Origin of the sequence: Streptomyces sp. NPDC051105, from assembly GCF_040682795.1 — a bacterium.
Lineage (GTDB): Bacteria > Actinomycetota > Actinomycetes > Streptomycetales > Streptomycetaceae > Streptomyces.
In genome coordinates this window covers 1-26,326 of record NZ_JBFBBR010000008.1, presented here as the reverse complement: position 1 = coordinate 26,326, position 26,326 = coordinate 1, and the positions used below count along the sequence as shown (strand labels likewise).

Genomic DNA, 26,326 nt, shown 5'->3' with positions numbered 1-26,326 from the left:
TTGGCCAACCGGAATCCGCCATGGCCGTTCCGGCTCGCTGAGGCTTCCATTCCCCAGCGGCCGTCCCGTCATGCCGAGCGGTCTCCCTCGATCATACGGCGCAAACCCCTCGATCGGGCGGCCTGTGGCGTACTCCATCCGCTGCCGAGCCCCTGATCAGCGGGCTCGTCTCAGGAGAATCTCAGGCACCGGCGGCACCCGGAGTCTCGCCGAGCACATGAAGCTGGGTGGCGACGGCGTGGAAGGCGGGGAGCTCGGCCGCGGCGGCCTCCAGCTTCAGCAGGGCGTCGAGAGCGCCGGGCTCGGTGTCCACCAGCACGCCGGGTACCAGGTCGGCGAAGACCCGCACGCCGTGCACGGCGGCCACGGCCAGGCCCGCCCCCTCGACCAGGCCGGTGAGCTGGTCGGCGGTGAAGCGACGGGGCATCGGATCGCCGCTGCCCCAGCGGCCGTCGGGGTCCTCCAGGGCCTGCTTGGCCTCCTTGAAGTGGCCGGCGAGGGCGCGGGCGACCACGGCCCCGCCGAGCCCGGCGGCGAGCAGGCTGAGGACGCCCTCGGAGCGCAGCGCGGCCACCGTGTTGCGCACGCCCTCGGCCGGGTCGTCGACGTACTCCAGGACGCCGTGGCAGAGCACCACGTCGTGGCTGCCGCGCTCGACCACGTCGAACAGGCCGAGGACATCGCCCTGGACGCCCTTGACCCGGTCGGCCACGCCGGCCTCGGCGGCGCGGCGCTCCAGCGCGAACAGCGCGTTCGGGCTGGGGTCGACGACGGTGACGCGGTGGCCGAGGCGCGCCAGGGGGACGGCGAAGTTGCCGCTGCCGCCGCCGGTGTCCAGGACGTCCAGCGCGTCCCGGCCGGTGACCTTGACCCGGCGGTCGAGGGCGTCCTGGAGGACCTCCCAGACCACGGCGGTACGGAGAGAAGCGCGGGGTCGAGTGGGGTCCGGCACGGCAGTTGACTCCTCGGCGCGGCACCGCCTGTTGCCCGGCGGCGCGAACTCGGTGCCTCCCCGGCCCGGGTGCGGGAGGAAGGAAGGCTTCAGGCTGTCTCCACCCTATTGCCTCCGCTGCCGCCCTCTCTCCTTCGCTGCCCCGCCCGGTCACCCCGCGTCGGGCAACCCCCTGTCCGGGGCGCCGTCCGGCCGCTCTCCGTCCTGTCGGCGGGGCTGCGGCAGCACCGGCTGGAGGACGAGCATCCGCTCGACTATGCGGAGGAACATCTCCACGTCCCGTATCAGGTCGTCGGCATCGCGGCGGCCGGCCGCGCCCTGGATGCCCGCCTCGGCGCGGGCGCGGCGGCCGGCGCCGGAGGCGAACAGGGCGCTCCACTCGGTGAGCTCGGGCGCGACCTCGGGGAGCACCTCCCAGGCGCTGCGGATGCGGGCCCGGCGCCGGGGCGAGGTCTCGGGGCGGACGCGGGCGGCGAGCACGGCGGCCGCGGTGCGCAGCGCGGCCAGATGGGCCGTGGCGTAGCGCTCGTTGGGGGTGTCGAGGAGTGCGGCCTCGTCGAGGGTGGCGCGGGCCTGGGTGAGCAGGTCGAGGGCGGCGGGCGGGGCCGTGGCCCGGCGAAGCACGGGGTGCACGTCGCTCGCCGGGCCGGTCAGTGAGGGGGCAGGGCCGGTGGCGCGGCGCCGGTGGGCGGCGGCCGCTGAGGAGTTGGCCATGACGAACCTCCTGTCGTCTGGGTGACGGCTCCCTCACACGGGGTGCCGTATGTGCCCATCGTGAGGTATGCCACTGACAATCCGTTCTGACCTGGGGTTTTGCTTCGATCGCGAGTTCGGGTTAGTTTTTGCACTGACCAGTCAGTTCAAAAATGAAGTCAGGTGCACGAAGTCGGGTACACGAAGTCGGTACCCGAAGTCGGTACATGAAGTCGGTACATGAAGTCGATGCGGACAACGCTTCGGAAGACAGGGGGACCTGTGCACGGCGTACCCGTCACGGCCGAGCGGCTGGGACTCAAGGGCCCGCGCGGCTGGGCGTTCCGGGGGATCTCCCTGGACGCCGGGCCCGGCACACTGATCGCGGTGGAGGGGCCGTCCGGCTCCGGCCGCACCTGTCTGCTGCTGGCCCTCACCGGGCGGATGAGGGCCACCGAGGGCACCGCGACCGTCGGCGGGGCCCGCCTGCCCAACCAGTTGGCGGCCGTGCGCCGGATCAGCGCGGTGGCCAACGTCGCCGGGGTCACCGACCTCGAACCCGCCCTGACCGTGGGCGAGCACCTGCGTGAACGGGCCCTGCTCCAGCGCCGGTTCGGCGACTCGCTGCGCGCCCTGCTGCGGCCCCGGGCCGAGAAGGGCGCACAGGCGCGGCAGTTGACCAACGACGCCCTGGCCGCGGCCGGCCTCGACCTGGAGGCGCTGCCGAAGGGCGCCCGGACCGCCGTACGGGATCTGGAGCGGATCGAGGCGCTGCGGCTTTCGGTGGCGCTGGCGCTGGTCGGGAAGCCGCGGCTGCTGGCCGTGGACGACGCGGACCTGAAGCTGTCGGCGGCTGAACGGACCGAGGTGCGGGAGCTGTTGACGTCGATCGCCGCGGCCGGGACGACCGTGGTGGCGGTGTGCGGGGAGGCCCTGGAGGGGGCTGTCGTGGTACGCACCGGGACCGCTCAGGAAGAGGAGACCGGGATGCCCGAAGGCACCGGGACCGGAGAGGAGGCCCGCGATGCGCTCACCGCGACTGGCCGCGCTTGAGCTCAGGCGCTTCGGACGGGGACGGCTGCCCCGCGCGGCCCTGGTGGCCCTGCTGGTGCTGCCGCTGCTGTACGGCGCGCTCTATCTGTGGTCGTTCTGGGATCCGTACGGCCGGCTGGACCGCATCCCGGTGGCGCTCGTGAACGACGACAAGGGGGCGAGCGCGAGCGGCAGGAAGATCACCGCGGGCGACGACATCGTGGACGGTCTCAAGGACAGCAGGACGTTCGAGTGGCACCAGGTGAGCGCGGCCGAGGCGCACCGGGGTGTCGAGAACGGCACCTACTACCTGTCGCTGACCATGCCCGCCGACTTCAGCTCGCGCGTCGCCTCCAGCGCGGGCGACTCCCCGGAGACCGGCGCGCTCCAGGTGCGTACGAACGACGCGAACAACTACATCGTCGGCCAGATCTCCCGCACGGTCTTCAACGAGGTGCGCTCGGCCGCGTCAGCCAAGGCGTCCCGGTCCTTCCTGGACCGCATCTTCATCTCGTTCGCCGACATCCACGGGCAGACCGTGCGGGCCGCCGAGGGCGCCGACACGCTCACCGGTGGCATCGGGAAGGCGGAGAAGGGCTCGAAGGACCTCGCGGACGGGCTGAAGGACGCCAAGACCGGCAGCGGGAAGCTCGCCAAGGGGATCAAGAAGCTGGACGCGGGCGCGGGGCGGCTGGAGGACGGTTCCCGGCAGGTCGCGGACGGCACCCAGTCCCTCGCGGACCAGGTCAACGGGGTCTACGGCAAGGTCGGCCCGTATCTGGAGGACGACGAGAAGACCATCGGCGACACGGCGCGGCTGGTCGCCGACTCGGCCGGGACCGTCCGGGACAACCTGGGCGTCCTGGTGAAGGCGGCCCCCGCGGCCGCGAAGACCGCGCACACGGCCGCCGAGACGCTGGACGAGGTCTACCGGGCGCGCTGCTCGGGCGAACTGCTGACCGACCCGGTCTGTCCCGACCTGAAGAAGGCCAGGGACGCGGCCGGCGACGTGGCCGGCGTCGCCGACGACCTCAACACGCTGATCGCGGACCAGCACGGCGACCTGAAGACGCTCGACGCCAACCTCGGCATCCTCCAGCGGCAGGCCCAGGCCCTCGCCGACCGGGCCCCGCACCTCTCCGAGGACGTCGCCGACGCCGTCAAGAAGATCAACAAGCTGAATGACGGCGCGGCCCAGGTCGCCGCGGGCGCCGAGAAGCTGCACACCGGCCTCGGCACGGCCCTGACCGGCGCGACCGGCCTGGACACGGGCGTCGGAAAGCTCAAGACCGGCGCCTACGACCTCAACGGCGGGATGTACAAGCTCGTCGACGGCTCCGGCAAGCTCGCCGGCGGTCTGCACGACGGCGCCGCCCGGATCCCCGACTACGGCAAGAACGACCGCGACCGGCGCACCGAGGTCATGGCCGACCCGGTCCAGCTCGCCTCGCGGGACCTGCACCACGCGCCCAACTACGGCACCGGGTTCGCCCCGTACTTCATCCCGCTGTCCCTGTGGGTCGGCGCGATGGTGGCCTACATGCTGATCCAGCCGCTCAACCGGCGTGCCCTGGCGGCCGGTTCGGCGGCCTGGCGGATCGCCCTTGCGGGCTGGCTGCCGGTGGTCGCGGTCGGGGTGCTGCAGACGGCCGCCCTGATGGCCGTCCTGCACTGGGCGATCGGTCTGGAGATGGTCCGCGCGGCCGGGACGGTCGGGTTCCTGTTCCTGGTGACGGCGTGCTACGCGGCGATCGTGCAGTGGCTGAACGCGCGCTTCGGCGCGGCCGGCCGGATCCTCGTGCTGGCGCTGCTGATGCTCCAGCTGACGTCGGCGGGCGGCACCTATCCCGTGGAAACCAGCCCGGGCTTCTTCAACGCGATCCACCCATTCCTGCCGATGAGCTACGTGGTGGCGGCGCTGCGGCGGCTGATCACCGGCGGCGGACTGGGGCCGGTGTGGCAGGCCTGCGCCGTGCTGACGGCGTTCACCGTGGGCGCCCTCGCGCTCACCGCCCTCTCGGCGCGGCGCCGCCAGGTGTGGACACTGGACCGCCTGCACCCCGAGCTGAGCCTGTGAGGAGATCCATGACGTCCTCTCCGGTGCCCGCGGGTGCCGCCGTTCCTGTGAGAATCAGGACCATGGAAAGCAGCAGCACCACGGGCGGCAGCACGCGCCGTGAAGCCACCCGGCAAAAGCTCTACGAGGCGGCCGTCACCCTCATCGCCGAGCAGGGCTTCTCCGCCACCACCGTGGACGAGATCGCCGAGCGTGCCGGGGTCGCGAAGGGCACGGTCTACTACAACTTCGCGAGCAAGTCGGTCCTCTTCGAGGAGCTGCTGCGGCACGGCGTGGGCCTCCTCACCGCCTCCTTGAAGGAGGCCGCCGAGCGGACCGCGCGGGAGGGCGGCAGCCGGGTCGACGCCCTGGACGCCATGATCCGCGCGGGCCTGGTCTTCATCGACCGCTACCCGGCCTTCACCCAGCTCTACGTGGCCGAGCTGTGGCGCACCAACCGGGCCTGGCAGTCGACGCTGATGGTGGTCCGGCAGCAGGCGGTCGCGGTCGTCGAGGGCGTACTGCGCGAGGGCGTCGAGAACGGCGAGTTCAGCGACGAGATCGACATCCAGCTGACGGCGGCCGCGCTGGTCGGCATGGTGCTGGTGGCCGCGCTGGACTGGCAGTCCTTCCAGCCGGAACGCTCCCTGGACGACGTCCACGCGGCCCTGTCCCGGCTGCTGCAGGGGAGGGTGAGCGGAAAGGGCTGAGCCCGTCCGGGACCGGCACGCGCGCGTGGCGGCGGGAAAGCCGCACGTGCGCGTGTACAGACGAGAGCACCGCCCGCGCGCGTGTGTGCGCAGACGGAAAGCGCCGCCCGCACGCGTGAACACACGAAAGCACCGCCCGCAGGCGTGTGTGCGCAGACGAAAAGCGCCGCCCGCGCGCGTGAACACACGAAAGCACCGCCCGCGCGCATGGGCACAGGAAAACGCCGGCCCGCGGTGGCCGCGTCCCCCGCGGGCCACCGATGGACCGGCGCCTTTTCCGCACCCCCGTGTTTCCCCCGGTTTCCGGTCGCTCCCCCGGGTCCCCTCTCCCCCGTGTCTCGCTTCCGCCGACGGATCGGCGGAAGGAGCGGGCAAGGGCGCCGGCGCCGTTCCGCCGCCCCGTGTCGGCGGTACGGACCGGGCGCCCCTTTCCGTGTCTCCACTCTCTCGTTCACGCAGGTCGCGGCCCATCCGCGCGCGTACTCAACTCACTCCCTAGGTACGCGTACTCAGCTCTGCGTGCTCAGGCCCGGGACGCGCGGTCGCCGACTGGTTACGATCGCCTCCGTGTCGGTACTCCCCTTGGTCTTCACCAGCGGCTGGGCCAGCGGAATCAACGCGTACGCGGTGGTGCTGCTGCTCGGCTTCTTCGGCGCGACGGGCCTGAGCGACGACGTCCCCGAGACGCTGCAGCGCCCCGAGGTGCTGGTCGTCGCGGGCGTGCTGTTCCTGTGCGAGGCGGTCGCCGACAAGATCCCGTATGTCGACTCGGTGTGGGACTCGGTGCACACGGTGGTGCGCCCGGTGGCGGGCGCCTGGGTCGGGGCGCTGCTCGCCGGGCACAGCGGCTCCCTGTCGGACGTGGCGGCCGGGCTGATCGGGGGTTCGACGGCGCTGGCCAGCCACACGGTCAAGGCCGGGACCCGGATGGCGGTCAACACCTCGCCGGAACCGTTCAGCAACATCGTGCTGAGCTTCGCCGAGGATCTCGGGGTCGGAGCGATCGTGTCGTTCGCGATGTTCCACCCGCTGGCGGCGGCGATCATCGCGGCGGTGCTGCTGGCCACCGGTCTGATCGTGCTGGTGTTCCTGATCTCCCGGATCCGCCGCTTCCGGCGCCGCCGCGCCCAGCGCCGGGAGGAACGCCGGGTCGCGGCCCAGGCGGGCAGGCCACCGGACTGACGGGCCGCCGGGCCGGGCTGTCAGTGGCGCTCGATAAAGTCGCGGGCATGGGACGGATTGCGGTGATCGGCGCCGGGATGGGCGCCATGGCGGCGGCCGCCCGGCTGGCCGTCGCGGGCCACCGGGTGACGGTGTACGAGCGTACGGAGACGTACGGCGGCGGGGTGGGCCGGTTCGAGCGCGACGGGTTCGCCTTCGACACCGGCCCGGGCCTGCTGCCGCTGCCCGCCGTCTACCGCGACCTGTTCGTCAAGACCGGCAAGGAGCCGCTGGAGGACCAGGTCGAGCTGGTCCAGGTCGACCCGTCGGCCCGGCACGTCTTCGCGGACGGCACGGAGGTCACGCTGCCGAACGCGTCCCGCGCGGGTGTCGTCACCGCCCTGGACGAGGCCCTCGGGGCGGGCGCCGGACAGCGCTGGGGCGACTTCCTGGTGCGGGCCCGGGAGACCTGGGACCGCACCCGGCGCCCGCTCCTGGAGGAGCCGCTGTGGCCGAACTGGCAGGTGCTGGCCGAGCGCGAGCCGTACCCGTCCGTGCCGCACAAGAAGCTTCTGCGCACCCGCCGGGCCGGCACCCTCGCCGAGATCGGCGCCTGGGAGCTGCGCGACGAGCGCCTCGCCGCCCTTCTGAACAGCCACGCGCTCGCCCACGGCCTCAACCCGCGTGACACTCCGGCGAGCGCGGCCGTGCTGCCGTACCTGGAGCACGCCTTCGGCACCTGGTATGTGCGCGGCGGCATACGGGAGTTGGCGCGGGCGGTGTACGAGCGGTGTGTGCGCCGGAGGGTCGACTTCGTGTTCGGCGCCGAGGTCACCGCGGTGCTGGCGAAGGACGGCCGGGCGGCGGGGGTGGAGCTTGCCGACGGCAGCGTGATCGACGCGGACCATGTGGTGGCCGGAGTGGATCCGGTGCGGCTCGACGCCCTCACGCGGCTGACGGGGTGCCGGCTGGACGCCGACGACGACGTGCGGGCCGACACGGAGGCGGCGCGCCCGGGCCGCTTCACCGTGCTGCTCGCACTGCGTGGCGGGCCCGAGGCCGGTGCCGCGCACCGCACGATCGTGCACGCCCCGGACGGCGAGACCGAGCTGGACCTGCTGGCCGCGCCCGGCGGCGACCGTCCGGTGCGCCCCACCGTGACGGTGCTGCGCCCCGACGACCCGGCGCTCAGACCGGACGACGACCACGAGTCCGTGGTGCTGTCGGCGGTGCTGTCGACCGATGCCGGCTGGGAGAGCGATCGTACGGCCCGGGTGTGTACGGACTTCCTCCTGGAAGCCGCCGAGGCCGCCGTCCCGGGGCTGCGGGAGCGCCTGATCTGGCACGAGACGCGGCTGCCTGAACAGGTCACGGGGACCGGGGGGTTCGGGGAGATCTCGGCTCCCGCCCTCGCCGCCGGCAAGGGCCGTTTCCTGCACCCGGCCAACACCACCCGGATGCCGGGCCTGTTCCGGGTCGGCGGCCGGTCGCACCCCGGCGGCGGGCTGCCGCACGCCGGCATGTCGGGGGCGCTGGTGGCCGGGCTGATCGTGGAAGGACCGGAGTTTCGCGGCTCGCAGTGAGGCCGGGCCCGCGCGTCACGGAACAGCGGCTTCAGAAACGGTACTGCTCGTCGTACCCGGTGCCGTGCTGCCCCTGCTGCTGCCCCTGCTGCTGGCCCTGCCCGTCACCCTGGTAGGGGTACGGCTGCTCCTGCGGGAGTTCGCCGCCGTAGGTCTCGTCGGCGCGCTGCTGCGGGACCCAGACACCGCCCGCCGGGGTGTCGCCGTAACCGGCGTTGCCGTACTGGTCCTGGGCGTAGCCCTGCTGGTCGTACTGCTGGGTGCCGTAGGACTGGTCGTACCCGGCGCCGCCGTAGGTCTGGTTGCCGATGTACGGGTCGGAGTAGTTGGCGTACTGCTGCTGGCCGTTGGCGTCGTAGCCGTACTGCTGCTGGCCGTAGCCGGAGTAGTCGTAGGCGTAGTTCTGGTCGGTGCCCTGGGCGGCGTACGCCTGGTCCTGGCCGGCGGTCGCGTAGGCGGGGTCGCCGGTGGTGGCGTAGCCGGACTCGTCGTATATGCCGTAGGAGCCGGTGTCGTCGGGCATCGGCTGCGGCTCGTACACCGTCGTGGACTCGGCGGCGGTCGGCTCGGCGGCCCGGGCCGGGGAGAAGACGTCGTCGCGTTCGTACTCGTCGTCGCGGCCGTAGCGCGGGATGCCGCCCGTGGCGTAGGCCGCCTGCTGGTCGGCGTAGGCCGCGTCGGCCGCGTCCGGGTCGGTGGCCTCCAGGCCGGGGTCCTCCTGCGGCTCGCCGCGGCGGCGCTTGATCAGGCCACCGTCACCGCCCTCACCGTCCGCGCCGGGGCGCTTGACGGCCCAGCCGGACTCGAAGCCACGGCGGAAGGACAGCGTGACGTAGGTCTGGCCGACCGCGAACGCGATCGCGCCCAGCCCGATGACGATCACCGACGGAATCAGGACACCGAACACGACCCCGAGGAAGCCGACGAAGGCGAGCAGCCGCCAGCGCAGCCGCGCCTTGTACTGCAGCAGTACCTCGCCCAGCAACCACAGCGCGACGATGCCGAACGCTACGTAGAGGACCGTCCAGCCCATGTACGCCCCTCTCCCAGTGACCGCTACGCAGTGTGTCGTACTCCGGTGCGGCCGGTCTAGGCCCGCGGGGGATGGTGCAGGCCCAGGTTCTCGTGGATTTCCAGCGTCGCCGTGGAGCTGTTGAGCGTGATGAAGTGCAGTCCGGGGACGCCTTCGGCCAGCAGCCGTGCGCAGAACTCCGTGGCGAACTCGATACCGATGGAGCGTACCGCCGCCGGATCGTCTTTGGCTGTGAGGATCCGCTCTTTCAGGGCGTCCGGGAAGGACGCGTTGCTGAGTTTGGGCAGCCGTTCCAGCATCTTCACACTGGTGACGGGCAGGATTTCCGGAATCACCGGCGTCTCGCAGCCGGCCGCGGCGGCCCGGTCGCGAAGGCGAAGGTACGACTCGGGCTGGAAGAACATCTGCGTGATGGCGTAGTCGGCCCCCGCACGGCACTTGTCGACGAAGTGCCGGACGTCGGTGTCCCAGTCGCTGGAGCGCGGGTGCATCTCCGGGAAGGCGGCCACGCCCACGCAGAAGTCACCGGACTCCTTGATGAGCCGGACGAGTTCGGCCGCGTAGGTCAGGCCCCGCGGGTGCGCCACCCACTCCCCCATCGGGTCGCCGGGCGGGTCGCCGCGCACCGCGAGCATGTTGCGGATCCCGGCGTCCGCGTACTGGCCGATGATGTTGCGCAGTTCGGCCAGGGAGTGGTCGACCGCGGTGAGGTGGGCGACCGGGGTGAGCGTGGTGTCGGCGACGATCTGCTGGGTCTCCCTGACGGTGCCCGCGCGGGTGGAGCCGCCGGCGCCGTAGGTCACCGAGACGAAGTCGGGGGCGACCGCCTCGACCCGCCGGAGCGCGCTCCACAGGTTCCGCTCACCCTTGGGGGTTTTCGGCGCCGAGAACTCGAACGAGTACGTGGTCTTGCCGGAGGCGAGCATGTCACGCACGGTGCGTGCGCGGTCAGTCCTGGTGGATGCGGTTCCGAGGGCCATACTCGCAGGTTAGCCAGGGGCGGACGGACACCCAACCGCGCTCGGGACATTTGCCCGGTTTGTCGGCCTCACGTCCGGATACTGGACAAGTTTCCGGACGTCCCCGGAAGAGCCGCGCCGGCCGGAGCGGCCACGGCCGAGGAGCTACGCCGACCGCAGTCGCTTCGCGAACTCGGCCGCCGCGGCGCCCGGGTCGTCGGCCTCGGTGAGCGCGCGGACCACCACCACCCGGCGGGCGCCCGCGTCCAGCACCTGGTCGAGGTTGCCCAGGTCGATGCCGCCGATGGCGAACCAGGGGCGGTCCGTGCCCAGGGCGGCGGTGTACCGCACCAGGTCGAGGCCGGGAGCGGGGCGGCCGGGTTTGGTGGGGGTGGGCCAGCAGGGGCCGGTGCAGAAGTAGTCCACACCGTCCTGGACGGCGGCCGCGGCGGCCTCGGAGTCGGCGTGCGTGGAGCGGCCGATCAGGACGTCCGGGCCGAGGATCGCGCGGGCGGCCGGAACCGGCAGGTCGCCCTGGCCGAGGTGGAGCACGTCGGCACCGGCCGCGTGGGCCACGTCCGCGCGGTCGTTGACCGCGAGCAGCTTGCCGTGCCGGGCGCAGGCCTCGGCGAACACGGCGAGGTGCTCCAGCTCCTCGCCGGCCTCCATGCCCTTGTCGCGCAGTTGCACGATGTCGACACCGCCCGCCAGGACCGCGTCCAGGAACCCGGCGAGGTCGCCCCGCTCCTTGCGGGCGTCCGTGCAGAGGTACAGACGGGCGTCGGCCAGCCGGGCCCGGGCGGTGTCGGTCATCGGTGTGTCCCCCGTTGTGTCGGTACTGGCTGCCTCAGACGGCGAGCGCCTGGGCTCGGCGCTTCACCTCCGTACCGCGATTCTCGCTCAGGGCCTGCGCGGGGGTGCCGGGCAGGCTGGCGTCGGGCGTGAACAGCCACTCCAGCATCTCTTCGTCCGTGAAGCCGTCGTCCCGCAGGAGCGTCAAGGTTCCGGACAGGCCCTTGACGACCTTGTCCCCGTCGATGAAGGCGGCGGGGACGTGCAGCGCGCGGTTCTCACCGCGGCGGACGGCGATGAGCTGGCCCTCCTTGACCAGCTGCCGCACGCGCGTCACCTCGACGTCCAGCATCTCTGCGATGTCGGGGACGGTGAGCCAGGCGGGGACGAGAGCATCGATCTTTGCGTCAATCTCGGTCACGGAACAAGGGTAGGCGTTCCGCCGGGTGGGGCGCGATGGGTGGCGCGGGTACGTGTCGGCGGCCGGGTGCGGGAGAGCGGGGAGGCTGGTCGCGGCCACACGGCGGAGCCGCATATGCCCGCGCGGCGGAGCCGCATATGCCCGCGCGGCGGAGGCCCGTATGCCCGCGCGGCGGAGCCGCATATGTCCGCGCGGCGGAGCCGCATATGTCCGCGCGGCGGAGCCGCATATGTCACAGCCCGCGCCCCTAGCGGGACCCCGCGGTCGCGTTCTTCAGCGGGCGGGACGGATCCGCCAGTGCCTCCGCCTCCATTCGGGTGTTCGCCTCGATCAGGCGGCGGCCCTGGGCCAGGTCTCGTGGGCGGCCCACCGCGAGCAGGGCGACCAGGCGGTCCTCGCGGAGCCAGCAGACACTCCAGGCCGGGCCCGTCGGTTCGCCGCGCCAGATCATCCGGTCGGCGACGGCGTGGTGGCCGGCGTACTGCACGAAGCGGCCGAACTGCTCCGACCAGAAGTACGGCACGGGGTCGTAGACCGCGTCGGACTCGCCGAGGATGTTGGCTGCCACCGTACGCGGGCCCTGGAGGGCGTTGTCCCAGTGGTGGACCAGGAGGCGCTCGCCGTAGCGGCCGGACGGGAAGGAGGCGCAGTCGCCGACCGCGTAGACGTCCGGGACGCCGGTGCGGAGCCGGTCGTCGGCGAGCACCTCCCCGTGCGCGCCCAGGTCGATGCCGGAGCCGGCCAGCCAGGCGGTGGCGGGGCGGGCGCCGATGCCGACCACGACCGCGCCGGCGGGCACCCGCGAGCCGTCGTCGAGCACCACCGCGCCGGGTTCGACACCCGCCACGCGCGCGTGCGTGCGCAGTTCGGCGCCGCTGTCGGTGTACCAGGCGGTCATCGGCGCGGCCACCTCCGCCGGGAGCGCTCCCGCGAGCGGGCGGTCGGCGGCCTCCACGACCGTGACCGCGCAGCCGGCCTCCCGGGCCGCGGTGGTGAACTCGGCGCCGATCCAGCCCGCGCCGACCACCACGATGTCGTGCTGCCGGGCGAGCACGGGCCGAAGCCGCTCGGCGTCGTCCAGGGTGCGCAGCAGATGGACGCCGGGCACGCCCTCGGTGCCGGGCAGCGCGATCGGCTCGGCTCCGGTGGCGAGCACCAGGACGTCGTACGGCACCGGCCCGGCCTCGGTGTCCAGCTCACGGTCGGCGGGGCGGACGCCGAGGGCCTCGCGGCCCAGCGCCAGCTCGATGCCGAGCGTCTCGAAGTCGACCTCGAAGGCGGAGCCCTCCGCCTTGCCGAGCAGCACCGCCTTGGAGAGCGGCGGCCGGTCGTACGGCTGATGCGGCTCGGCGCCGATCAGGGTAAGGGTCCCCGTGAACCCCTGCTCACGCAGGGCCACGGCGGTCTGCACCCCGGCCATGCCCGCGCCCACGACGACCACGCGTCGCGTCTGTGACGTGCTCGGTCGCTGCGTCTGCTCGCTCACCTGATCACCATAGACAAGAACGATAGACAACTGACAAAGAGTCAGTCAGGGGGCGTGCTGGGTGACCTGTTCCACACCGCCGGCGCAGGCCGTCTTACCCGGGCGGAGCCTCGCGGTCTAGGGTGGCCGGTAAGCACACGCGGGAGCCCGGACGCACCGGGCTGAGAGGGAGGCTGGCGGCCTCCGACCGTACGAACCTGATCCGGGTCATGCCGGCGAAGGGAGGGGCTGGACGCCCATGTCCGCACATACGTCCGACGTCCTCGTCATCGGGGGCGGAATCATCGGCCTGGTGACGGCCTGGCGGTCCGCGCAGCGCGGGCTCGCCACCGCCGTGGTCGACCCCGCGCCCGGCGGCGGGGCCGCGCAGGTCGCGGCGGGGATGCTGGCCGCGGTCACCGAACTGCACTACGGCGAGCAGACCCTGCTGGGGCTCAACCTGGCCTCCGCCCGCCGCTATCCCGACTTCGCCGCCGAGCTCACCGAGCTGACCGGCCACGACCTGGGCTACCGGCGCTGCGGCACGCTCGCGGTCGCGCTGGACGCCGACGACCGCGCGCATCTGCGCGAGCTGCACGTCCTCCAGCGGCGGTCGGGGCTGGACTCCGAGTGGCTGTCCGGGCGGGACTGCCGGCGCCTGGAGCCGATGCTCGCGCCGGGTGTGCGTGGCGGACTGCGGGTCGACGGCGACCACCAGATCGACCCGCGCCGGCTGGCGGCCGCCCTGGTGGCCGCGTGCGAGCGGGCCGGGGTGGTCTTCCACCGCGACTGGGCCGAGCGCCTGGAGGTGGTACGGGAGCGGGCCACCGGTGCCGTCACGCGCGCGGGTGCGGCGTTGGGTGCCGGACAGGTGGTGCTCGCCGGCGGAAGCCTGAGCGGACGGCTCGCGGGCGTGCCCGACGACGTGCTGCCGCCGGTGCGGCCGGTGAAGGGGCAGGTGCTGCGGCTGACCGTGCCCGCGCGGTACGCGCCGTTCCTCAGCCGGACCGTACGGGCCGTGGTGCGCGGCGGCCATCTCTACCTGGTGCCCCGGGAGAACGGCGAGCTGGTCGTCGGGGCTACGAGCGAGGAGCTGGGCTGGGACACCACGGTCACGGCGGGGGGTGTGTACGAGCTGCTGCGCGACGCGCACGAGCTGGTGCCCGGCATCACCGAGCTGCCGCTGACCGAGACCCGGGCCGGGCTGCGCCCCGGCTCCCCCGACAACGCGCCGCTGCTCGGGCCGACCCGCCTCGACGGGCTGCTGCTGGCCACCGGCCACCACCGCAACGGGGTGCTGCTCACGCCGGTCACGGGAGACGTGATGGCGGAGCTGCTGACCGGCGGTGAGCTGCCGGAAGAGGCCCGTCCGTTCACGCCGAAGCGTTTCGGCCCCGTCCCCGGCGTACTTCTGGAGCAGACCGCATGAACATCTCCGTCAACGGGGAGCGCCGGGAGATCACCCCGGGCACCGCTCTCGACACGCTCGTGAAGTCGATCACGGCGGCGCCGTCCGGGGTGGCCGCGGCGGTCAACGAGACCGTCGTACCGCGCGGGGAGTGGCCGGGTACGGCTCTCACCGAGGGTGACCGCGTGGAAGTCCTGACCGCCGTACAGGGAGGCTGAGCCATGGCCGACGACGCGCTGGTGCTCGGGGGTACGGCCTTCTCGTCCCGGCTGATCATGGGGACCGGGGGTGCGCCCAGCCTCGAGGTGCTGGAGCGGGCGCTGGTGGCGTCCGGGACCGAGCTGACCACGGTCGCGATGCGGCGGGTGGATCCGGGGGTACGGGGCTCCGTGCTGTCGGTCCTCGAACGGCTGGGGATCCGGGTGCTGCCGAACACGGCGGGGTGCTTCACCGCCGGGGAGGCGGTGCTGACGGCCCGGCTGGCCCGGGAGGCGCTGGGCACCTCGATGGTCAAGCTGGAGGTCATCGCCGACGAGCGGACCTTGCTCCCCGACCCGATCGAGCTCCTTGACGCGGCGGAGACGCTGGTCGACGACGGGTTCACGGTGCTGCCGTACACCAACGACGATCCTGTGCTGGCCCGGAAGCTGGAGGACGTGGGGTGCGCGGCGGTGATGCCGCTCGGGTCGCCCATCGGATCCGGGCTCGGGATCCGCAACCCGCACAACTTCCGGCTGATCGTCGAGCACGCGCGCGTGCCGGTGATCCTGGACGCGGGGGCCGGTACGGCGTCCGATGTGGCGCTGGCGATGGAGCTGGGGTGCGCGGGGGTGATGCTGGCGTCCGCCGTGACACGAGCGCAGGATCCCGAGCGGATGGCGTCCGCCATGCGGGCCGGCGTGGAGGCGGGACGGCTGGCCCGGCTGGCCGGCCGGATCCCCTTCCGCCACTTCGCCGAGCCGTCGTCCCCCACGGAGGGCCTGGCCGCCCTGGATCCCGAACGCCCCGCCTTCTGACCGCCGGCCCGGTCGTTCGGGGCGCGCGCAGCAGCGCGCCGCGTCACAGGTGCGCTGCAAGTCGGCGGTGAAATCTGTCTCACCTGTGGGGGTTTCAGCCGGGGCTCGTACACTCTCGGGGTGGATACGACGCTTCAGGACCCCCTCGTCGGGCAGGTGCTCGACGGCCGTTATCGCGTCGACGCGCGGATCGCCGTCGGCGGGATGGCCACGGTCTACCGGGCCCTGGACGTCCGGCTGGACCGGGTGCTCGCGCTGAAAGTGATGCATCCGGCACTCGCCGCCGACGGGTCCTTCGTCGAGAGATTCATCCGGGAGGCCAAGTCGGTCGCCCGGCTGGCCCACCCGAATGTCGTCCAGGTCTTCGACCAGGGGACCGACGGGCCCTACGTGTATCTCGCGATGGAGTACGTCGCCGGGTGCACCCTCCGTGACGTGCTGCGCGAGCGCGGCGCGCTGCAGCCGCGGGCCGCGCTGGACATCCTGGAGCCGGTGCTGGCCGCGCTGGGCGCCGCGCACCGCGCCGGGTTCGTGCACCGGGACATGAAGCCCGAGAACGTGTTGATAGGGGACGACGGGCGGGTCAAGGTCGCCGACTTCGGGCTCGTACGGTCCGTGGGCAGCGTCACCAACACGACCGGCGCCGTCCTGGGGACCGTGGCGTACCTCGCGCCCGAGCAGGTCGAGAGCGGGGCCGCCGATCCCCGCGTCGACGTGTACGCGTGCGGTGTCGTGCTCTACGAGATGCTCACCGGGGAGAAGCCGCACGACTCGGACTCGCCCGCGGTGATCCTCTACAAGCATCTCCACGAGGACGTGCCGCCGCCGTCCGCCGTCGTGCCCGGGCTGGCCTACGAGCTGGACGAGCTGGTCGCCCACGGCACCGCCCGCGATCCCGAGGCGCGGCCCTACGACGCGGTCGCGCTGCTGGCCCTGGTGCGGGAGGCGCGGGCCGCCCTCCGGGACGAGCAGCTGGACGCCGTACCGCCGCAGGCACTCTCCGAGGCGCACGACATAGCCGAGGACCGGACCAGCGTCCTTCCGCGGTCGCTGACCTCCCCCACGCTCGGCTTCGCTCGCGCGGGGGAACCCCCGGCCCGGCCGCTGCCCGTCAACGAGCCGGACGACAGGGTCGAGATGACCAGCCGGTTCGAGGCGCCGCCGGTGCCGGAGCGGCGGCACGGGACCCGCCGCCGGTCCCGGCGCGGGCTGGTCACGCTCGTCGTCGCCGTACTGGTCCTCTTCGGCGCCGGCACCGGCATCTGGTACATCAACTCCGGCCAGTTCACCGAGGTCCCGCCGCTGCTGTCGAAGACCGAGGCACAGGCCACCGCACGGCTGAAGGAGGCCGGGCTCGACATCAAGAAGGTCGAGCACGCCTACAGCGACACGGTCAAGCGGGGCACGGTGATCAGCACCGATCCGGCGGCCGGCAAGCGCATCCGCAGCAACGACTCGGTGACGCTGACCATCTCGGACGGCCCGGAGACGGTGAACGTGCCGGACGTGCAGGGGCGGACGCAGGCGAGGGCCAGGGCGCTGCTGAAGGCAGCCGGGCTCGAACCGGGCATGGTGACACGGGAGTTCAGCGACAACGTGCCCAAGGGGTCGGTCATCTCCACCGATCCGGGCGCCGGGAGCGAGCGGCACGCGGGGACGGCGATCGCGCTCGTCGTCAGCAAGGGTTCGCCGGTGGACGTCCCGGATGTCACCGGTGACGACCTGGACGACGCCCGGCAGGAGCTTCAGGAGGCAGGGCTGAAGGTGACCGTGTCGGCCACCGAGGTCACCTCCGAGTACGACCAGGGGCAGGTCGCCCGGCAGACCCCGGTGGGCGACGCCCGGGTCGCCGAGGGCGACACGGTGACGCTGACGCTGTCCAAGGGCCCGGAGATGGTCGAGGTGCCGAGCGTGGTCGGGGCCACGGTCGACGACGCGACCAAGCTCCTGGAGCAGTCCGGCTTCCAGGTCAAGGAGGACCGCGGGCTGCTCGGGCTGTTCGGCAACACCGTGAAGAAGCAGTCGGTGGACGCCGGGGGGCAGGCGCCCAAGGGGTCGACGATCACGATCACCATCCGGTGAGGGGGGCCGGTCCGTGGCGTGACACCCTTGACGGGTGAAGAGTCACCCGTCCCGTCCCTCCGGCGCCCCGCGGTCCGGTCCCTCCCGCAACCCGGTCGGCGGTCATGTCCCGGTGGCCGGCGGCCTGCACTCGGTGGGGCTGTCGTACGCCCGTGAGCTGAAGGCCGAGACCGTGCAGGTCTTCGTCGCCAACCCGCGCGGCTGGGCCACGCCGGCGGGCAGCCCGCAGCAGGACGAGGCGTTCCGCGCGGCCTGTGCGGAGGGGTCGGTCCCGGCGTACGTGCACGCCCCGTACCTGATCAACTTCGGCTCGCACACCGAGGCGACCGTGGAGAGGTCGGTGGAGTCGCTACGGCACTCGCTGCGGCGCGGCCGGGAGATCGGGGCGCTCGGGGTGGTCGTGCACACCGGGAGCGCGACCGGCGGGCGGGCCCGGGACGTGGCGCTGAAGCAGGTCCGGACCCATCTGCTGCCGCTCCTCGACGAGCTGACCCACGACGACGACCCGTTCCTGCTTCTGGAGTCCACCGCCGGGCAGGGCGCCTCGCTCTGCTCGCGGACCTGGGATTTCGGACCGTACTTCGAGGCCCTGGACGCCCATCCGAAGCTGGGCGTCTGCCTGGACACCTGTCACATCTTCGCCGCCGGGCACGACCTGACCGGGCCGAGCGGGATGCACCAGACGCTGGACCTGCTGGTGGACACGGTCGGCGAGGGGCGGCTGAAGCTGATCCACGCCAACGACTCCAAGGACGTCGCCGGCGCGCACAAGGACCGGCACGAGAACATCGGCGCCGGGCACATCGGCGAGGATCCGTTCCGTGCGCTGATGACCCACCCGGCGACCGCGGGCGTACCACTGATCATCGAGACGCCCGGCGGCAAGGAGGGGCACGCGGCGGACGTCGAGCGCCTCAAGCGGCTGCGCGACGGCTGACCGCATCCGGGTCAGCCGACCGCCAGCGGTACCGCCGCCAGCAGCAGCCCCGCCGCGAGCAGCGCCATCGACCGGCGCAGCCAGCGGTACTTCGCCGAGAGGATGACGCTGACGTCCTGGAACTGGGTGAGCAGCCAGCCCACCCGGTCCGCGCCGACCTCGGCGGCGGCGCGGCGCAGTGCCTCCTGGTCGATGGCGGTGAGCGCGTCGGCGTAGAAGGTCGGGCCCGGTGCCGAGCGGAGCGTACGGGTACGGGGCACGATCACCGCGAGCAGCAGCAGGGTGCCTGCCGCCCACAGCGCCGCGCCCGCCGCGAGGAACCCCACGGCGGGCCCGGAGACGCCGGGCGGCAGCCCGCGCCCGAGGAGCAGGGCGGGTACCGCCACGGCCCCGGACAGCAGGACGGACGCCTTCACGTCCGCCCTGCCCAGGTCCTCGCGCACCGTCAGCAGCAGCCGTTCGGCGACATAGTGCGCGGCGGCGTCGGAGTCGGGGTCGGGGTCTGCCGGGGTCATCGGCGCGCCTCGGGGCTGGAGTCGTCCTCCACCCCCGTGCCCTCTCCCGGGATGGTGTCCATCGGGGGTATCGGCGACGCGGGCGGGACCGGCGGCGGCGCGTCGGCCGGGAGCAGCGGCGGCGCGGGCGGCATCGGCGGGATCGGCAGCGAGGTCGGGGCCTGCGGCAGGCCGTTCGGGAAGATCCCGGTGGAGACCGTGCGGCTGAAGTCGATGAGGGCCTGCACCTGGTCGTCGATCTGGTGGCGCTGCACCACGCCCTGGTTGATCAGGTTGGTCAGGTAGTCCAGGGCGCCCTGACGCTGTTCGCGGGCCTGCTGCTGGAGCACGCCGAGGATCTCGTGTGCCCGGCTCGGGTCCGAGGCGAGCATATGGGCGTACTGGACGGTCTCGCCGGCCGCGATCAGCTTCTGCGCGTCGTCCATGTTGGCGGCGATCCGCGCCTTGTTGACGTTGTCGATGGCCTCCTGGACCACACCGCCCTTCTCCACCGCGACCATCTGCGCCTGGTAGTCGGCGGCGGCCTGACCGAGGTCGATCCGGACGAACACCTGGGTGGCGAGGCCGAGATCGGCGCCGAAGTCGCCCCACCGGCCGCTGGCCAGCTCGTCCTGGATCGCCTCGTCGACCTGCTGGGCCGAGTCCAGGCTGTAGCGGCGGCTGAGTCCGCGCAGCCGGGCCTCCAGCGAGGGGCGCAGCATGCGCTCCACGTCGACCACGCGCTTCTCGGCGGCCCGGTAGAAGTCGTGCACCTCCCAGTTGACGTCCGCGCCCGCCCGGAACCGGGAGCGGTCGCCGAAGGTGGGCAGCTCCAGCTGGAAGGAGACCTGGTGCTGGCCGCGGGCGATCCAGCACACCGAGGTGGGCTTGCCCATCAGCGGCTTGTTGTGGTGCTCGGCACCGCGCACGGTGATGACGCTGTGCCCGCCGTTCTTGTAGTACAGCACCGAGGCGACCTGGCTGTTGCGGTGCCGGTAGGTGGTCTGTGGGGCGAACTCGCGGACGAAGGGGCCTCTGAGGTCGTGCGGAAGGACGAACTCCTCGTCCTGGGGCGGCCACGGCTGCCCCCACTGGTTGTGCGTCATGGTGTACTCGCTCCCTGGACCGCGCCCCACAGGCGGCGGACCTGCTGATCGTTCAGTGGTTGGTCGGGGTCTTCGGTCAGTTCCTTGATCAGGCCGAGCAGCCGGTTGCGGTCGTCGTGGGTGTGCACGAGGAGCGGCAGGAACCGCTCCAGCCGGTCGGCCCAGGGCTGGTCGGCCGAGTCCCGCAGCCAGTCGGAGAGGGTCTCGATCGCCGCCTCGTACGACCGTGGGGTCTGGAGCGCGGTCCACAGGAGCCCGGCGAGTTCCGCGGCGAGGGCGGGCCGGACGGCGGCCAGGGCCAGCATCAGCGGCCAGTCGCCGTAACCCTCCAGGTCCTCGTGCTGGTTCCAGAGGTCGACGACGGGGACGGCGGCGAGATAGACCGTGCTCTGCAGGCCGAGGTCCTGCTGGGGCCGGCGTTCGTCGGAGAGCCAGGCGCGGATCCGGCGCAGGGTCCCGGGCTCGGGGTGGGCGCCGGCGAAGTGGGCGACCTGGACGGCCGCGTCGGCCCGCAGTCTGCCCTCGTCCCAGACGCCGATCCCGCCGATCAGGTCGAGCGACTCACGGACGGTGTGCGTGGCCCGGCCCCGGCCGAGCACGGCCCCGGCGGTCCAGCGCAGCTGCTCGTCGCCGTACCGGGCCCAGGAGCAGGTCAGGGCGCGCACGGCGGTGCCGACCTCCTTGGAGCGCACGGCGACGTCGAGCACGGTCGCGGCGAAGAGCCGGCGGCGGGCCCGCTCGGACTGGGCCATGGGCTGGACCAGTTCGTGCACGGTGTGCGAGAGGTCGAGGCGGCACAGCTGACCGGCCGCCACGGCGGCCCGTACCCAGACCTGGGGCCGGGTGTCCTCGCAGAGTCCGGCCAGCCAGCGCAGCACGGGTCCGCGCGCGTTGTGCCGGTGCTGCCACAGGTGGCCGAGGACGGCCGGGGCGAGGGCTTCGCCGCCGAACCGGACGGTGCGGACCGGTACCTCCTCGGTGCCGACCTCCTCGGTGCCGAGTTCGGCGACCGCGCGGGCGGAGACCAGCCGGGCGTCGACGCCGTCGCTGAACAGTGGCCGGCCCGGGGTGGCCTCCGGGTCGACGGTGACGGCCAGTTCCCAGGCGAGCACCTCGGCGGCCTCGGCGACGGCGCTGAGCGAGGCGCCCTCCAGAACGGCGACGGCGATCCGGTAGGCCGCGTCCCGCAGCCGCTCGGGGGTCTCGGAGCGGATCCCGCCGGCGAACCATTCGGCGGCCTGGCTCTCGGCGAACTTCCTGCACTCGGCGAGGAGTTCGTCGTGGGTCAGCTCGTCCCTGGTGTGCCGGGCGAGGAGCCTCGCGAAGTGCGCGGCCTCCGCGGGCCGTAACTCGTCGAGACCGCGCGCCTCCAGGACGTCGGGGTCCAGGGCGGTCGCCCGGGCCCGCTCGTACAGCTCGGATCCCGAGGCCTCCAGCTCGAGGGCGAGATGGCCTTCGAGAACGGCGGTCTGGGCGGCCGGGGTGTGGACGCGGTAGTAGCGGCCACCGCGGGAGAGGACGTCACCCGGTTCGGGGGTGGCCAGCAGGACGGCGTACGCCGCCTTCCTGCCGAGCAGTTCGCAGAGCCGGTCGAGACCGGTCTCGTCCGGCAGCCCGGTGGCGCTGGGTTCCAGGGCGTAGCCGTGACCGTCGTGGATCTGGTCGTCGTCCAGCCGGTCCAGGTCGGTGCGCGGGTCGAGCCGGGAGACCTGGCCGCGGGTGAGGTCGTCGAGCAGGGACAGGGCGGTGTAGGCGCGGCCGGTGCCGGGCTGGCCGTACAGCACCAGGAGGCGGCCGCCGCACAGTTGCTCGCGGTAGTCGCCGTAGTCCGCCGGTTCCTTGAAGACCCGGCGCAGCCTGCGCAGTTCGTCCTCCGGGAGCGGGCCGGCCAGCAGGCGTTCCGCGGTCTGCCGGCCGTAGAAGTTCATCGTGCCGACGGATTCGGAGCTGATGAGGGTGCCGGATCCGTGCTGGTTCACGGTGGAGCGGTAGATCCGGGAGGCGGCGGCCGCGGCCCCGGGGAGGGCCTCCTCGCCCAGCGGGTTGGCGGCGGAGCCGCCGATGACGTCGCTCTTCTCCGGCTCGGCCGCGCCACCGGAATCGGCGCCGGGCGGCTTGTCCGGCTCGGCCTTCTGCTGCGGCTGCGCCTGCTGCGGCTGCGGCTGGGGTTTCGGGCCGCCCTGGGGCGGGGGGTTCTGCGCGTTCACCGGTCACCGCCGCGACGGTCGATGTTGATGGTCTCGATCCGTTCGGCGGCGAAGACGTCACCGCCGCCGTGCTGGTGGATGTTCTTGACGAAACGGCCCTCGGTGCCCTCGGTGCCCTTGGAGGCCTGCGGGCGTGGAGGCCGCTCCCCCGACGGCCCGCCCGCCGTGTCCCGCTCCCGCTCCTCGAGAAGCTCCTGCTCCTTGAGGGGCTCGTGTTCCTCGGGGGACTCGTGCGGCTCGGGCGGCTGGGACCGGCCGGGGACCATGAACCAGGCGGTGCTGCGGCCCTCCTTGAGCTCCACGTCGTGCCGGCGGTAGTGCTGGGGGTCCACCCAGCGCCCGCCGGGCAGGATGAAGTCCTCGTGCACCCGGTCGGAGGCGGCCACCACCAGGGGTGCGCCGTCCGCGGCCTTGAGGATCGCCTTCGCGACACCGCAGTCGGCCAGCCGGCAGGCGAGGTCGACGGCGCGTCCGGAACGGCCGTGGGCGTCGGCCGTGACCCGGCCGATGTGCAGGCCGACGCGCAGCCGCAGCGGTTTCCTGAGGTGCCGGTTGCTCTCCCGGAGGTTCTGGTGGAGGTGTTCCACCCATTCCCCGAGGACCCGGACGGGCGGCACGTCGGGCGCCAGTACGCCGAGGATGCCGTCGCCGCGGTCTTCCTGATAGAGCCGCGGCGGGCGGATGCCGGCCTGTTCGAAGGCGGTACCCGTGACGTCGTAGAGTCTGCGCCGCATCTCGGGTTTCTCGGCGTCGGACAGCAGGCCCGAGCCCTGTGCGTCCACGTTGACGATGAAGCCGTACGCGGCTTCCCCCTCCATCGTTTTCTCCTCCCTGCCGTCCCGCCGGGCCACCGGCGCCTCCGGTGCGATGCTCGCGGAGCCGGCCGGTCGCCGCTGTAGCCGTTTACACAGCGCGGGACTCGATGCTTGTCAGGTCTCCGTGCCGTGTGGTTGTCCGGCGGCGAGCAGGCGGAGCGGGTCCAGGTCGGCGACGGCCAGCGTGCCGGGGCCGGTGCGGACCAGGCCCTGTTCGCGTAACAGGCGCAGGGCCTTGGCGACCGCCTCGCGGGTGGAGCCCACGGAGGCGGCCAGCTCGTGCTGGGCGAGGGGCAGCCGTATGGTCACGGCCTCGTTCTCCCGCAGGCCGGTGCGGTCGGCGAGTTCGACCAGACGCTCGGCGAGCCGCTGGAGCACGGTCATGGAGGCCAGGGCCCGGCGCTCGTGGTCCGCGCTGCGCAGCCGCTCGGTGAGCTGGACCGTCATGAGCGCGTTGGCGTGCGGCCGGGCGGCCAGGAACCGCCGGAACCGCTCGCCGGGTATGACCAGGCCGGTGACCGGGCCCAGGGTGCTCACCGAGGCGCTGCGCGGGCGGCCGTCGAGCGCCGCCATGTCGCCGACGACCTCACCGGCCCGCCTCAGGGCCAGGATCAGCCGGCCGCCGCGTTCGGTGGGCGTCCACACCGTGCACCAGCCGTTGAGCAGGACCACCGCGAACGTGGTCCGGTCGCCTTCCGTGACGACCGTGTCGTACGGCGGGTACTCGTGCCGGGTGCCGAGTCCCGCCAGTGCTTCCCGGTCCCCCGGACCGAGCCCGCCCATGAAGGTATGCCGCTCTCCGAACAGCCCCACCGTCGTCCCCCGACCGCTCGCCCCCGAACCGGACCACAAGCGGAACCCCAAGGGCCCCCTGGATCCGTCTTTGCCCGGCGCGTCTCCCGCCAGGCAAGGATCTCAGCGTAGCGCTCTGGGCACGGAATGTGCCGCCCGTTACCGGAACGAGCCCGAACCCTTCCCGGGAATACCCCAGGGGGGTATACCGTTGGCGCCTCAGAGGGATCCGCACCTGACACCGGGGATCAGCCATGGACCACGATCACGCCCTGCACGGGCACCACGAATCGCACGCGGACACGGCACAGCCGCACAGGCACCACGAAGCACACGCGGACACGGCACAGCCGCACGCGCACCACGAAGCACACGGGCCGCACGGCACACACGGCCCCGCCGGCGCCTCCTGGGCGATGGCCGTCCAGGCGACCCTGCACTGCCTCACCGGCTGCGCCATCGGCGAGGTGCTCGGCATGGTCGTGGGCACGGCCTTCGGCTGGGGAAACCTGCCGACCACGCTGCTGGCGATCGTGCTGGCGTTCTTCTTCGGCTACTCGCTCACCATGCGCGGGGTACTGAAGGCGGGCGTCGACCTGCGCACCGCGCTGCGGGTGGCGCTGGCGGCGGACACCCTCTCGATCGCCGTGATGGAGCTGATCGACAACGGCACGATCCTGGTCTGGCCGGCCGCTGTGGACGCCCAGCTGGGCGACGCGCTGTTCTGGATCTCGCTGGCCGTCTCGCTGGTGATCGCGTTCGTGGTGACGACCCCGGTCAACAAGTGGACGATCGGCCGGGGCAAGGGGCACGCGGTGGTGCACCAGTACCACCACTGACCCCGTCCCCCAGAACTCAGAGTTCCGGACCGTCCCCCGGCCCCTCCTGATAGGAGTAGCGCTGCTCCTTCCAGGGGTCGCCGAGGTTGTGGTAGCCGCGCTCCTCCCAGAAGCCGCGGCGGTCTGCGGTCATGTACTCGATGCCGCGGACCCACTTGGGACCCTTCCAGGCGTACAGCTGGGGGACGACCAGGCGCACCGGGAAGCCGTGCTCGGCGGTGAGGAGTTCACCGTCCTTGTGGGTGGCGAAGATCGTGCGGTCGGTGGCGAAGTCCGTGAGGCGCAGGTTGGAGCTGAAGCCGTACTCCGCCCACACCATCACATGGGTGACATCGGGGGCGGGCGGCGCGAGCTCCAGGAAGGTCCAGGCCGGGATCCCGCCCCACTCGGCGCCCAGCATGCTGAACTTCGTCACACAGTGCAGATCGGCGACCACGGTGGCGTAGGGCAGCGCCGTGAACTGCTCGTGGTTCCAGGTGTACGGGCCCGCTTCGGCGGTGGCGCCGAAGACCCTGAACTCCCAGCGCTCGGGGCGGAACTTGGGCACCGGGCCGTAGTGGGTGACCGGCCAGCCGCGCTGCAGTCGCTGTCCCGGTGGAAGCCCGGACTCCGCGGCTTCTGTCGACGCACGCTCCACCGGATGACCCATGCCTTCCATCCTGACAGACCGCGGGCGGTGCACCTGACCAGACAGACCCCTCAAAGATCATCAAATCGGTCAACTGCCATCAAGCATGCACTTACTTACTAAGTACGCACTTACTGGACGATCTTCTATGCCGGTGCAATCATGCGCCGCAAACACCCCAGTCCATGCGGAAGGAGCCTCTGCGATGCAGGGCGACCCCGAGGTCATCGAATTCCTCAACGAGCAGCTCACCGGTGAGCTCACCGCGATCAACCAGTACTTCCTGCACGCGAAGATGCAGGAGAACTTCGGCTGGTACAAGCTCGCGAAGTACACCCGGCACGAGTCGTTCGACGAGATGAAGCACGCCGAGGTGCTCACCGACCGGATTCTGTTCCTGGAGGGGCTGCCCAACTACCAGCGGCTCTTCCACGTGCGGGTGGGGCAGACCGTCAAGGAGATGTTCGAGGCGGACAAGCAGGTCGAGGTGGAGGCCATCGACCGCCTCAAGCGCGGGATCAAGGTGATGCGCGAGAAGGGCGACATCACGTCCGCGAACATCTTCGAATCCATCCTGGAGGACGAGGAGCACCACATCGACTACCTCGACACCCAGCTGGACCTGCTGGAGAAGCTCGGCGAGGCGCTCTACATCTCGCAGATCATCGAGCAGCCCGAGAGCAGCTGAGTCACGCGGCCTCGTCGAGCGCGTCGAACTCGGAGAGGTCGGTGGAGAGCACCGGGCGGCCCTGGTCGGCCAGCTCACGGCGGGGGCAGGCACCCCGGCCGAGGATCGCCTGGATGCGGCGGACGCACGAACCGCAGTCCGTGCCCGCCTTGCAGGCGGACGCTATCTGGCGAGGGGTGCAGGCACCGTCCTCCGCGTGCTGCTTGACCTGCGCTTCGGTCACCCCGAAACAGCTGCAGACGTACACGCGGATTCACCTCCCGCCGGGATCGATCAGTGGTGCCGTCCCGATTGATCGGTGAGGCAAACCTAACCTTACCCATCACCCGGGGGAGTGCAAAAGTGGAGTGGGGCGCGGATCGCATGTGATCCCTGGCCGCCGCCGAGAACCGCGACAACCGGATCGCCCATCTGCTGATCGAGGGCGCGATGCTGCACCTGCAGGCCGACCTGGACT

Annotated in this window: 26 protein-coding genes, 1 pseudogene and 1 riboswitch; of the genes and pseudogenes, 13 read left to right on the top strand and 14 right to left on the bottom strand. The window is 72.3% G+C overall.

Annotated elements, in window-relative coordinates:
* Positions 1–181: 181 nt before the first annotated feature.
* Positions 182–952: a methyltransferase gene (locus AB0N16_RS20595; protein ID WP_365798637.1), complete on the bottom strand. Its 771-nt coding sequence runs from the start codon at positions 950–952 to the stop codon at positions 182–184.
* Between the two features lie 150 nt (positions 953–1,102).
* Positions 1,103–1,666 (bottom strand): SAV_6107 family HEPN domain-containing protein, encoded by a 564-nt coding sequence (locus AB0N16_RS20590; RefSeq protein ID WP_365798635.1) that lies wholly within the window; start codon positions 1,664–1,666, stop codon positions 1,103–1,105.
* A gap of 228 nt (positions 1,667–1,894) precedes the next feature.
* Between AB0N16_RS20590 and AB0N16_RS20585 the strand changes: the two genes are divergently transcribed.
* The 5 genes from AB0N16_RS20585 to AB0N16_RS20565 all read left to right on the top strand — a co-directional run bounded on the left by AB0N16_RS20585 (position 1,895) and on the right by AB0N16_RS20565 (position 8,187).
* Complete coding sequence (locus AB0N16_RS20585) at positions 1,895–2,698, top strand: ATP-binding cassette domain-containing protein (protein ID WP_365798633.1); 804 nt, start codon at positions 1,895–1,897, stop codon at positions 2,696–2,698.
* Entirely contained in the window at positions 2,670–4,754 is a 2,085-nt protein-coding gene (locus tag AB0N16_RS20580; protein WP_365798631.1) for a YhgE/Pip domain-containing protein, read from the top strand. Before AB0N16_RS20585 ends, AB0N16_RS20580 begins: the two co-directional genes overlap by 29 nt.
* A 62-nt stretch (positions 4,755–4,816) precedes the next feature.
* Positions 4,817–5,443 (top strand): TetR/AcrR family transcriptional regulator, encoded by a 627-nt coding sequence (locus AB0N16_RS20575; RefSeq protein WP_365798629.1) that lies wholly within the window; start codon positions 4,817–4,819, stop codon positions 5,441–5,443.
* A 567-nt stretch (positions 5,444–6,010) separates the two neighbouring features.
* Positions 6,011–6,625: a DUF4126 domain-containing protein gene (locus AB0N16_RS20570; protein WP_365798627.1), complete on the top strand. Its 615-nt coding sequence runs from the start codon at positions 6,011–6,013 to the stop codon at positions 6,623–6,625.
* Between the two features lie 47 nt (positions 6,626–6,672).
* Positions 6,673–8,187, top strand: coding sequence for an NAD(P)/FAD-dependent oxidoreductase (locus tag AB0N16_RS20565; RefSeq protein WP_365798626.1), 1,515 nt, complete (start codon positions 6,673–6,675; stop codon positions 8,185–8,187).
* 31 nt (positions 8,188–8,218) lie between these two features.
* Here the strand turns inward: AB0N16_RS20565 and AB0N16_RS20560 are convergent, their stop codons facing one another.
* The 5 genes from AB0N16_RS20560 to AB0N16_RS20540 form a co-directional block, all read right to left on the bottom strand.
* The gene (locus AB0N16_RS20560) at positions 8,219–9,220 is read right to left on the bottom strand and encodes a hypothetical protein (RefSeq protein WP_365798624.1); all 1,002 of its coding nucleotides are present in this window, start codon (positions 9,218–9,220) and stop codon (positions 8,219–8,221) included.
* Between the two features lie 56 nt (positions 9,221–9,276).
* Positions 9,277–10,200 carry a methylenetetrahydrofolate reductase [NAD(P)H] gene (gene metF / locus AB0N16_RS20555; protein WP_365798622.1) on the bottom strand — a complete coding sequence of 308 codons (924 nt, stop codon included), beginning with the start codon at positions 10,198–10,200 and terminating at the stop codon, positions 9,277–9,279.
* Between the two features lie 144 nt (positions 10,201–10,344).
* Positions 10,345–10,992 (bottom strand): thiamine phosphate synthase, encoded by a 648-nt coding sequence (gene thiE / locus AB0N16_RS20550; RefSeq protein WP_365798620.1) that lies wholly within the window; start codon positions 10,990–10,992, stop codon positions 10,345–10,347.
* A 34-nt stretch (positions 10,993–11,026) separates the two neighbouring features.
* A complete protein-coding gene (locus AB0N16_RS20545) occupies positions 11,027–11,392 on the bottom strand; it encodes an Rv2175c family DNA-binding protein (RefSeq protein ID WP_352226306.1) in 366 nt (121 codons plus the stop codon).
* Positions 11,393–11,639: 247 nt separating this feature from the next.
* Positions 11,640–12,878 (bottom strand): FAD-dependent oxidoreductase, encoded by a 1,239-nt coding sequence (locus AB0N16_RS20540; protein ID WP_365798618.1) that lies wholly within the window; start codon positions 12,876–12,878, stop codon positions 11,640–11,642.
* Between the two features lie 129 nt (positions 12,879–13,007).
* Positions 13,008–13,119: riboswitch (TPP riboswitch) on the top strand.
* Here AB0N16_RS20540 and thiO point away from each other — a divergent pair.
* The 5 genes from thiO (at position 13,117) to AB0N16_RS20515 (ending at position 18,300) form a co-directional block, all read left to right on the top strand.
* Positions 13,117–14,286 (top strand): glycine oxidase ThiO, encoded by a 1,170-nt coding sequence (thiO, locus tag AB0N16_RS20535; RefSeq protein WP_365798616.1) that lies wholly within the window; start codon positions 13,117–13,119, stop codon positions 14,284–14,286. It overlaps the preceding riboswitch by 3 nt.
* A complete protein-coding gene (gene thiS, locus AB0N16_RS20530; protein ID WP_365798614.1) occupies positions 14,283–14,483 on the top strand; it encodes a sulfur carrier protein ThiS in 201 nt (66 codons plus the stop codon). Before thiO ends, thiS begins: the two co-directional genes overlap by 4 nt.
* A 3-nt stretch (positions 14,484–14,486) precedes the next feature.
* On the top strand, positions 14,487–15,281 hold the full coding sequence (locus AB0N16_RS20525; protein WP_365798612.1) for a thiazole synthase: 795 nt from the start codon (positions 14,487–14,489) through the stop codon (positions 15,279–15,281).
* Between the two features lie 120 nt (positions 15,282–15,401).
* On the top strand, positions 15,402–17,363 hold the full coding sequence (gene pknB, locus AB0N16_RS20520) for a Stk1 family PASTA domain-containing Ser/Thr kinase (protein ID WP_365798610.1): 1,962 nt from the start codon (positions 15,402–15,404) through the stop codon (positions 17,361–17,363).
* 34 nt (positions 17,364–17,397) lie between these two features.
* The gene (locus tag AB0N16_RS20515) at positions 17,398–18,300 is read left to right on the top strand and encodes a deoxyribonuclease IV (protein ID WP_365798608.1); all 903 of its coding nucleotides are present in this window, start codon (positions 17,398–17,400) and stop codon (positions 18,298–18,300) included.
* Between the two features lie 11 nt (positions 18,301–18,311).
* Here the strand turns inward: AB0N16_RS20515 and AB0N16_RS20510 are convergent, their stop codons facing one another.
* The 5 genes from AB0N16_RS20510 to AB0N16_RS20490 all read right to left on the bottom strand — a co-directional run bounded on the left by AB0N16_RS20510 (position 18,312) and on the right by AB0N16_RS20490 (position 23,735).
* Entirely contained in the window at positions 18,312–18,815 is a 504-nt protein-coding gene (locus AB0N16_RS20510) for a Pycsar system effector family protein (RefSeq protein ID WP_365798607.1), read from the bottom strand.
* Positions 18,812–19,900, bottom strand: a complete 1,089-nt coding sequence (locus tag AB0N16_RS20505) for a hypothetical protein (RefSeq protein ID WP_365798605.1) — start codon at positions 19,898–19,900, stop codon at positions 18,812–18,814. Before AB0N16_RS20505 ends, AB0N16_RS20510 begins: the two co-directional genes overlap by 4 nt.
* On the bottom strand, positions 19,897–22,107 hold the full coding sequence (locus AB0N16_RS20500; RefSeq protein ID WP_365798603.1) for a hypothetical protein: 2,211 nt from the start codon (positions 22,105–22,107) through the stop codon (positions 19,897–19,899). Before AB0N16_RS20500 ends, AB0N16_RS20505 begins: the two co-directional genes overlap by 4 nt.
* On the bottom strand, positions 22,104–22,925 hold the full coding sequence (locus AB0N16_RS20495; RefSeq protein WP_365798601.1) for a hypothetical protein: 822 nt from the start codon (positions 22,923–22,925) through the stop codon (positions 22,104–22,106). The genes AB0N16_RS20500 and AB0N16_RS20495 overlap by 4 nt, the downstream gene beginning before the upstream one ends.
* Positions 22,926–23,036: 111 nt before the next feature.
* The gene (locus AB0N16_RS20490) at positions 23,037–23,735 is read right to left on the bottom strand and encodes a Crp/Fnr family transcriptional regulator (RefSeq protein ID WP_365798599.1); all 699 of its coding nucleotides are present in this window, start codon (positions 23,733–23,735) and stop codon (positions 23,037–23,039) included.
* A 395-nt stretch (positions 23,736–24,130) separates the two neighbouring features.
* Here AB0N16_RS20490 and AB0N16_RS20485 point away from each other — a divergent pair, with 395 nt between their 5' ends.
* Positions 24,131–24,553 carry a DUF4396 domain-containing protein gene (locus tag AB0N16_RS20485; RefSeq protein WP_365799281.1) on the top strand — a complete coding sequence of 141 codons (423 nt, stop codon included), beginning with the start codon at positions 24,131–24,133 and terminating at the stop codon, positions 24,551–24,553.
* Positions 24,554–24,569: 16 nt separating this feature from the next.
* On the opposite strand, the gene AB0N16_RS20480 is transcribed toward AB0N16_RS20485, so the two are convergent.
* Positions 24,570–25,202 (bottom strand): sulfite oxidase-like oxidoreductase, encoded by a 633-nt coding sequence (locus AB0N16_RS20480; protein WP_365798597.1) that lies wholly within the window; start codon positions 25,200–25,202, stop codon positions 24,570–24,572.
* 184 nt (positions 25,203–25,386) lie between these two features.
* Here AB0N16_RS20480 and bfr point away from each other — a divergent pair, with 184 nt between their 5' ends.
* A complete protein-coding gene (bfr, locus tag AB0N16_RS20475) occupies positions 25,387–25,869 on the top strand; it encodes a bacterioferritin (RefSeq protein WP_365798595.1) in 483 nt (160 codons plus the stop codon).
* Position 25,870: 1 nt separating this feature from the next.
* On the opposite strand, the gene AB0N16_RS20470 is transcribed toward bfr, so the two are convergent.
* Entirely contained in the window at positions 25,871–26,116 is a 246-nt protein-coding gene (locus AB0N16_RS20470) for a (2Fe-2S)-binding protein (protein ID WP_365798593.1), read from the bottom strand.
* A 125-nt stretch (positions 26,117–26,241) separates the two neighbouring features.
* On the opposite strand from AB0N16_RS20470, the pseudogene AB0N16_RS20465 reads away from it, so the two are divergent.
* Positions 26,242–26,326: pseudogene (locus AB0N16_RS20465) on the top strand (PadR family transcriptional regulator); the annotation flags it as partial.

Coding starts and splice junctions, on each gene's coding strand:
- AB0N16_RS20590 (WP_365798635.1), bottom strand. CDS start 1,666: ATGGCCAACTCCTCAGCGGCCGCCGCCCACCGGCGCCGCGCCACCGGC.
- AB0N16_RS20585 (WP_365798633.1), top strand. CDS start 1,895: ATGCGGACAACGCTTCGGAAGACAGGGGGACCTGTGCACGGCGTACCC.
- AB0N16_RS20580 (WP_365798631.1), top strand. CDS start 2,670: ATGCGCTCACCGCGACTGGCCGCGCTTGAGCTCAGGCGCTTCGGACGG.
- AB0N16_RS20575 (WP_365798629.1), top strand. CDS start 4,817: ATGGAAAGCAGCAGCACCACGGGCGGCAGCACGCGCCGTGAAGCCACC.
- AB0N16_RS20565 (WP_365798626.1), top strand. CDS start 6,673: ATGGGACGGATTGCGGTGATCGGCGCCGGGATGGGCGCCATGGCGGCG.
- AB0N16_RS20560 (WP_365798624.1), bottom strand. CDS start 9,220: ATGGGCTGGACGGTCCTCTACGTAGCGTTCGGCATCGTCGCGCTGTGG.
- metF (WP_365798622.1), bottom strand. CDS start 10,200: ATGGCCCTCGGAACCGCATCCACCAGGACTGACCGCGCACGCACCGTG.
- thiE (WP_365798620.1), bottom strand. CDS start 10,992: ATGACCGACACCGCCCGGGCCCGGCTGGCCGACGCCCGTCTGTACCTC.
- thiO (WP_365798616.1), top strand. CDS start 13,117: ATGTCCGCACATACGTCCGACGTCCTCGTCATCGGGGGCGGAATCATC.
- thiS (WP_365798614.1), top strand. CDS start 14,283: ATGAACATCTCCGTCAACGGGGAGCGCCGGGAGATCACCCCGGGCACC.
- AB0N16_RS20525 (WP_365798612.1), top strand. CDS start 14,487: ATGGCCGACGACGCGCTGGTGCTCGGGGGTACGGCCTTCTCGTCCCGG.
- AB0N16_RS20510 (WP_365798607.1), bottom strand. CDS start 18,815: ATGACCCCGGCAGACCCCGACCCCGACTCCGACGCCGCCGCGCACTAT.
- AB0N16_RS20505 (WP_365798605.1), bottom strand. CDS start 19,900: ATGACGCACAACCAGTGGGGGCAGCCGTGGCCGCCCCAGGACGAGGAG.
- AB0N16_RS20495 (WP_365798601.1), bottom strand. CDS start 22,925: ATGGAGGGGGAAGCCGCGTACGGCTTCATCGTCAACGTGGACGCACAG.
- AB0N16_RS20485 (WP_365799281.1), top strand. CDS start 24,131: ATGGCCGTCCAGGCGACCCTGCACTGCCTCACCGGCTGCGCCATCGGC.
- AB0N16_RS20480 (WP_365798597.1), bottom strand. CDS start 25,202: ATGGGTCATCCGGTGGAGCGTGCGTCGACAGAAGCCGCGGAGTCCGGG.
- bfr (WP_365798595.1), top strand. CDS start 25,387: ATGCAGGGCGACCCCGAGGTCATCGAATTCCTCAACGAGCAGCTCACC.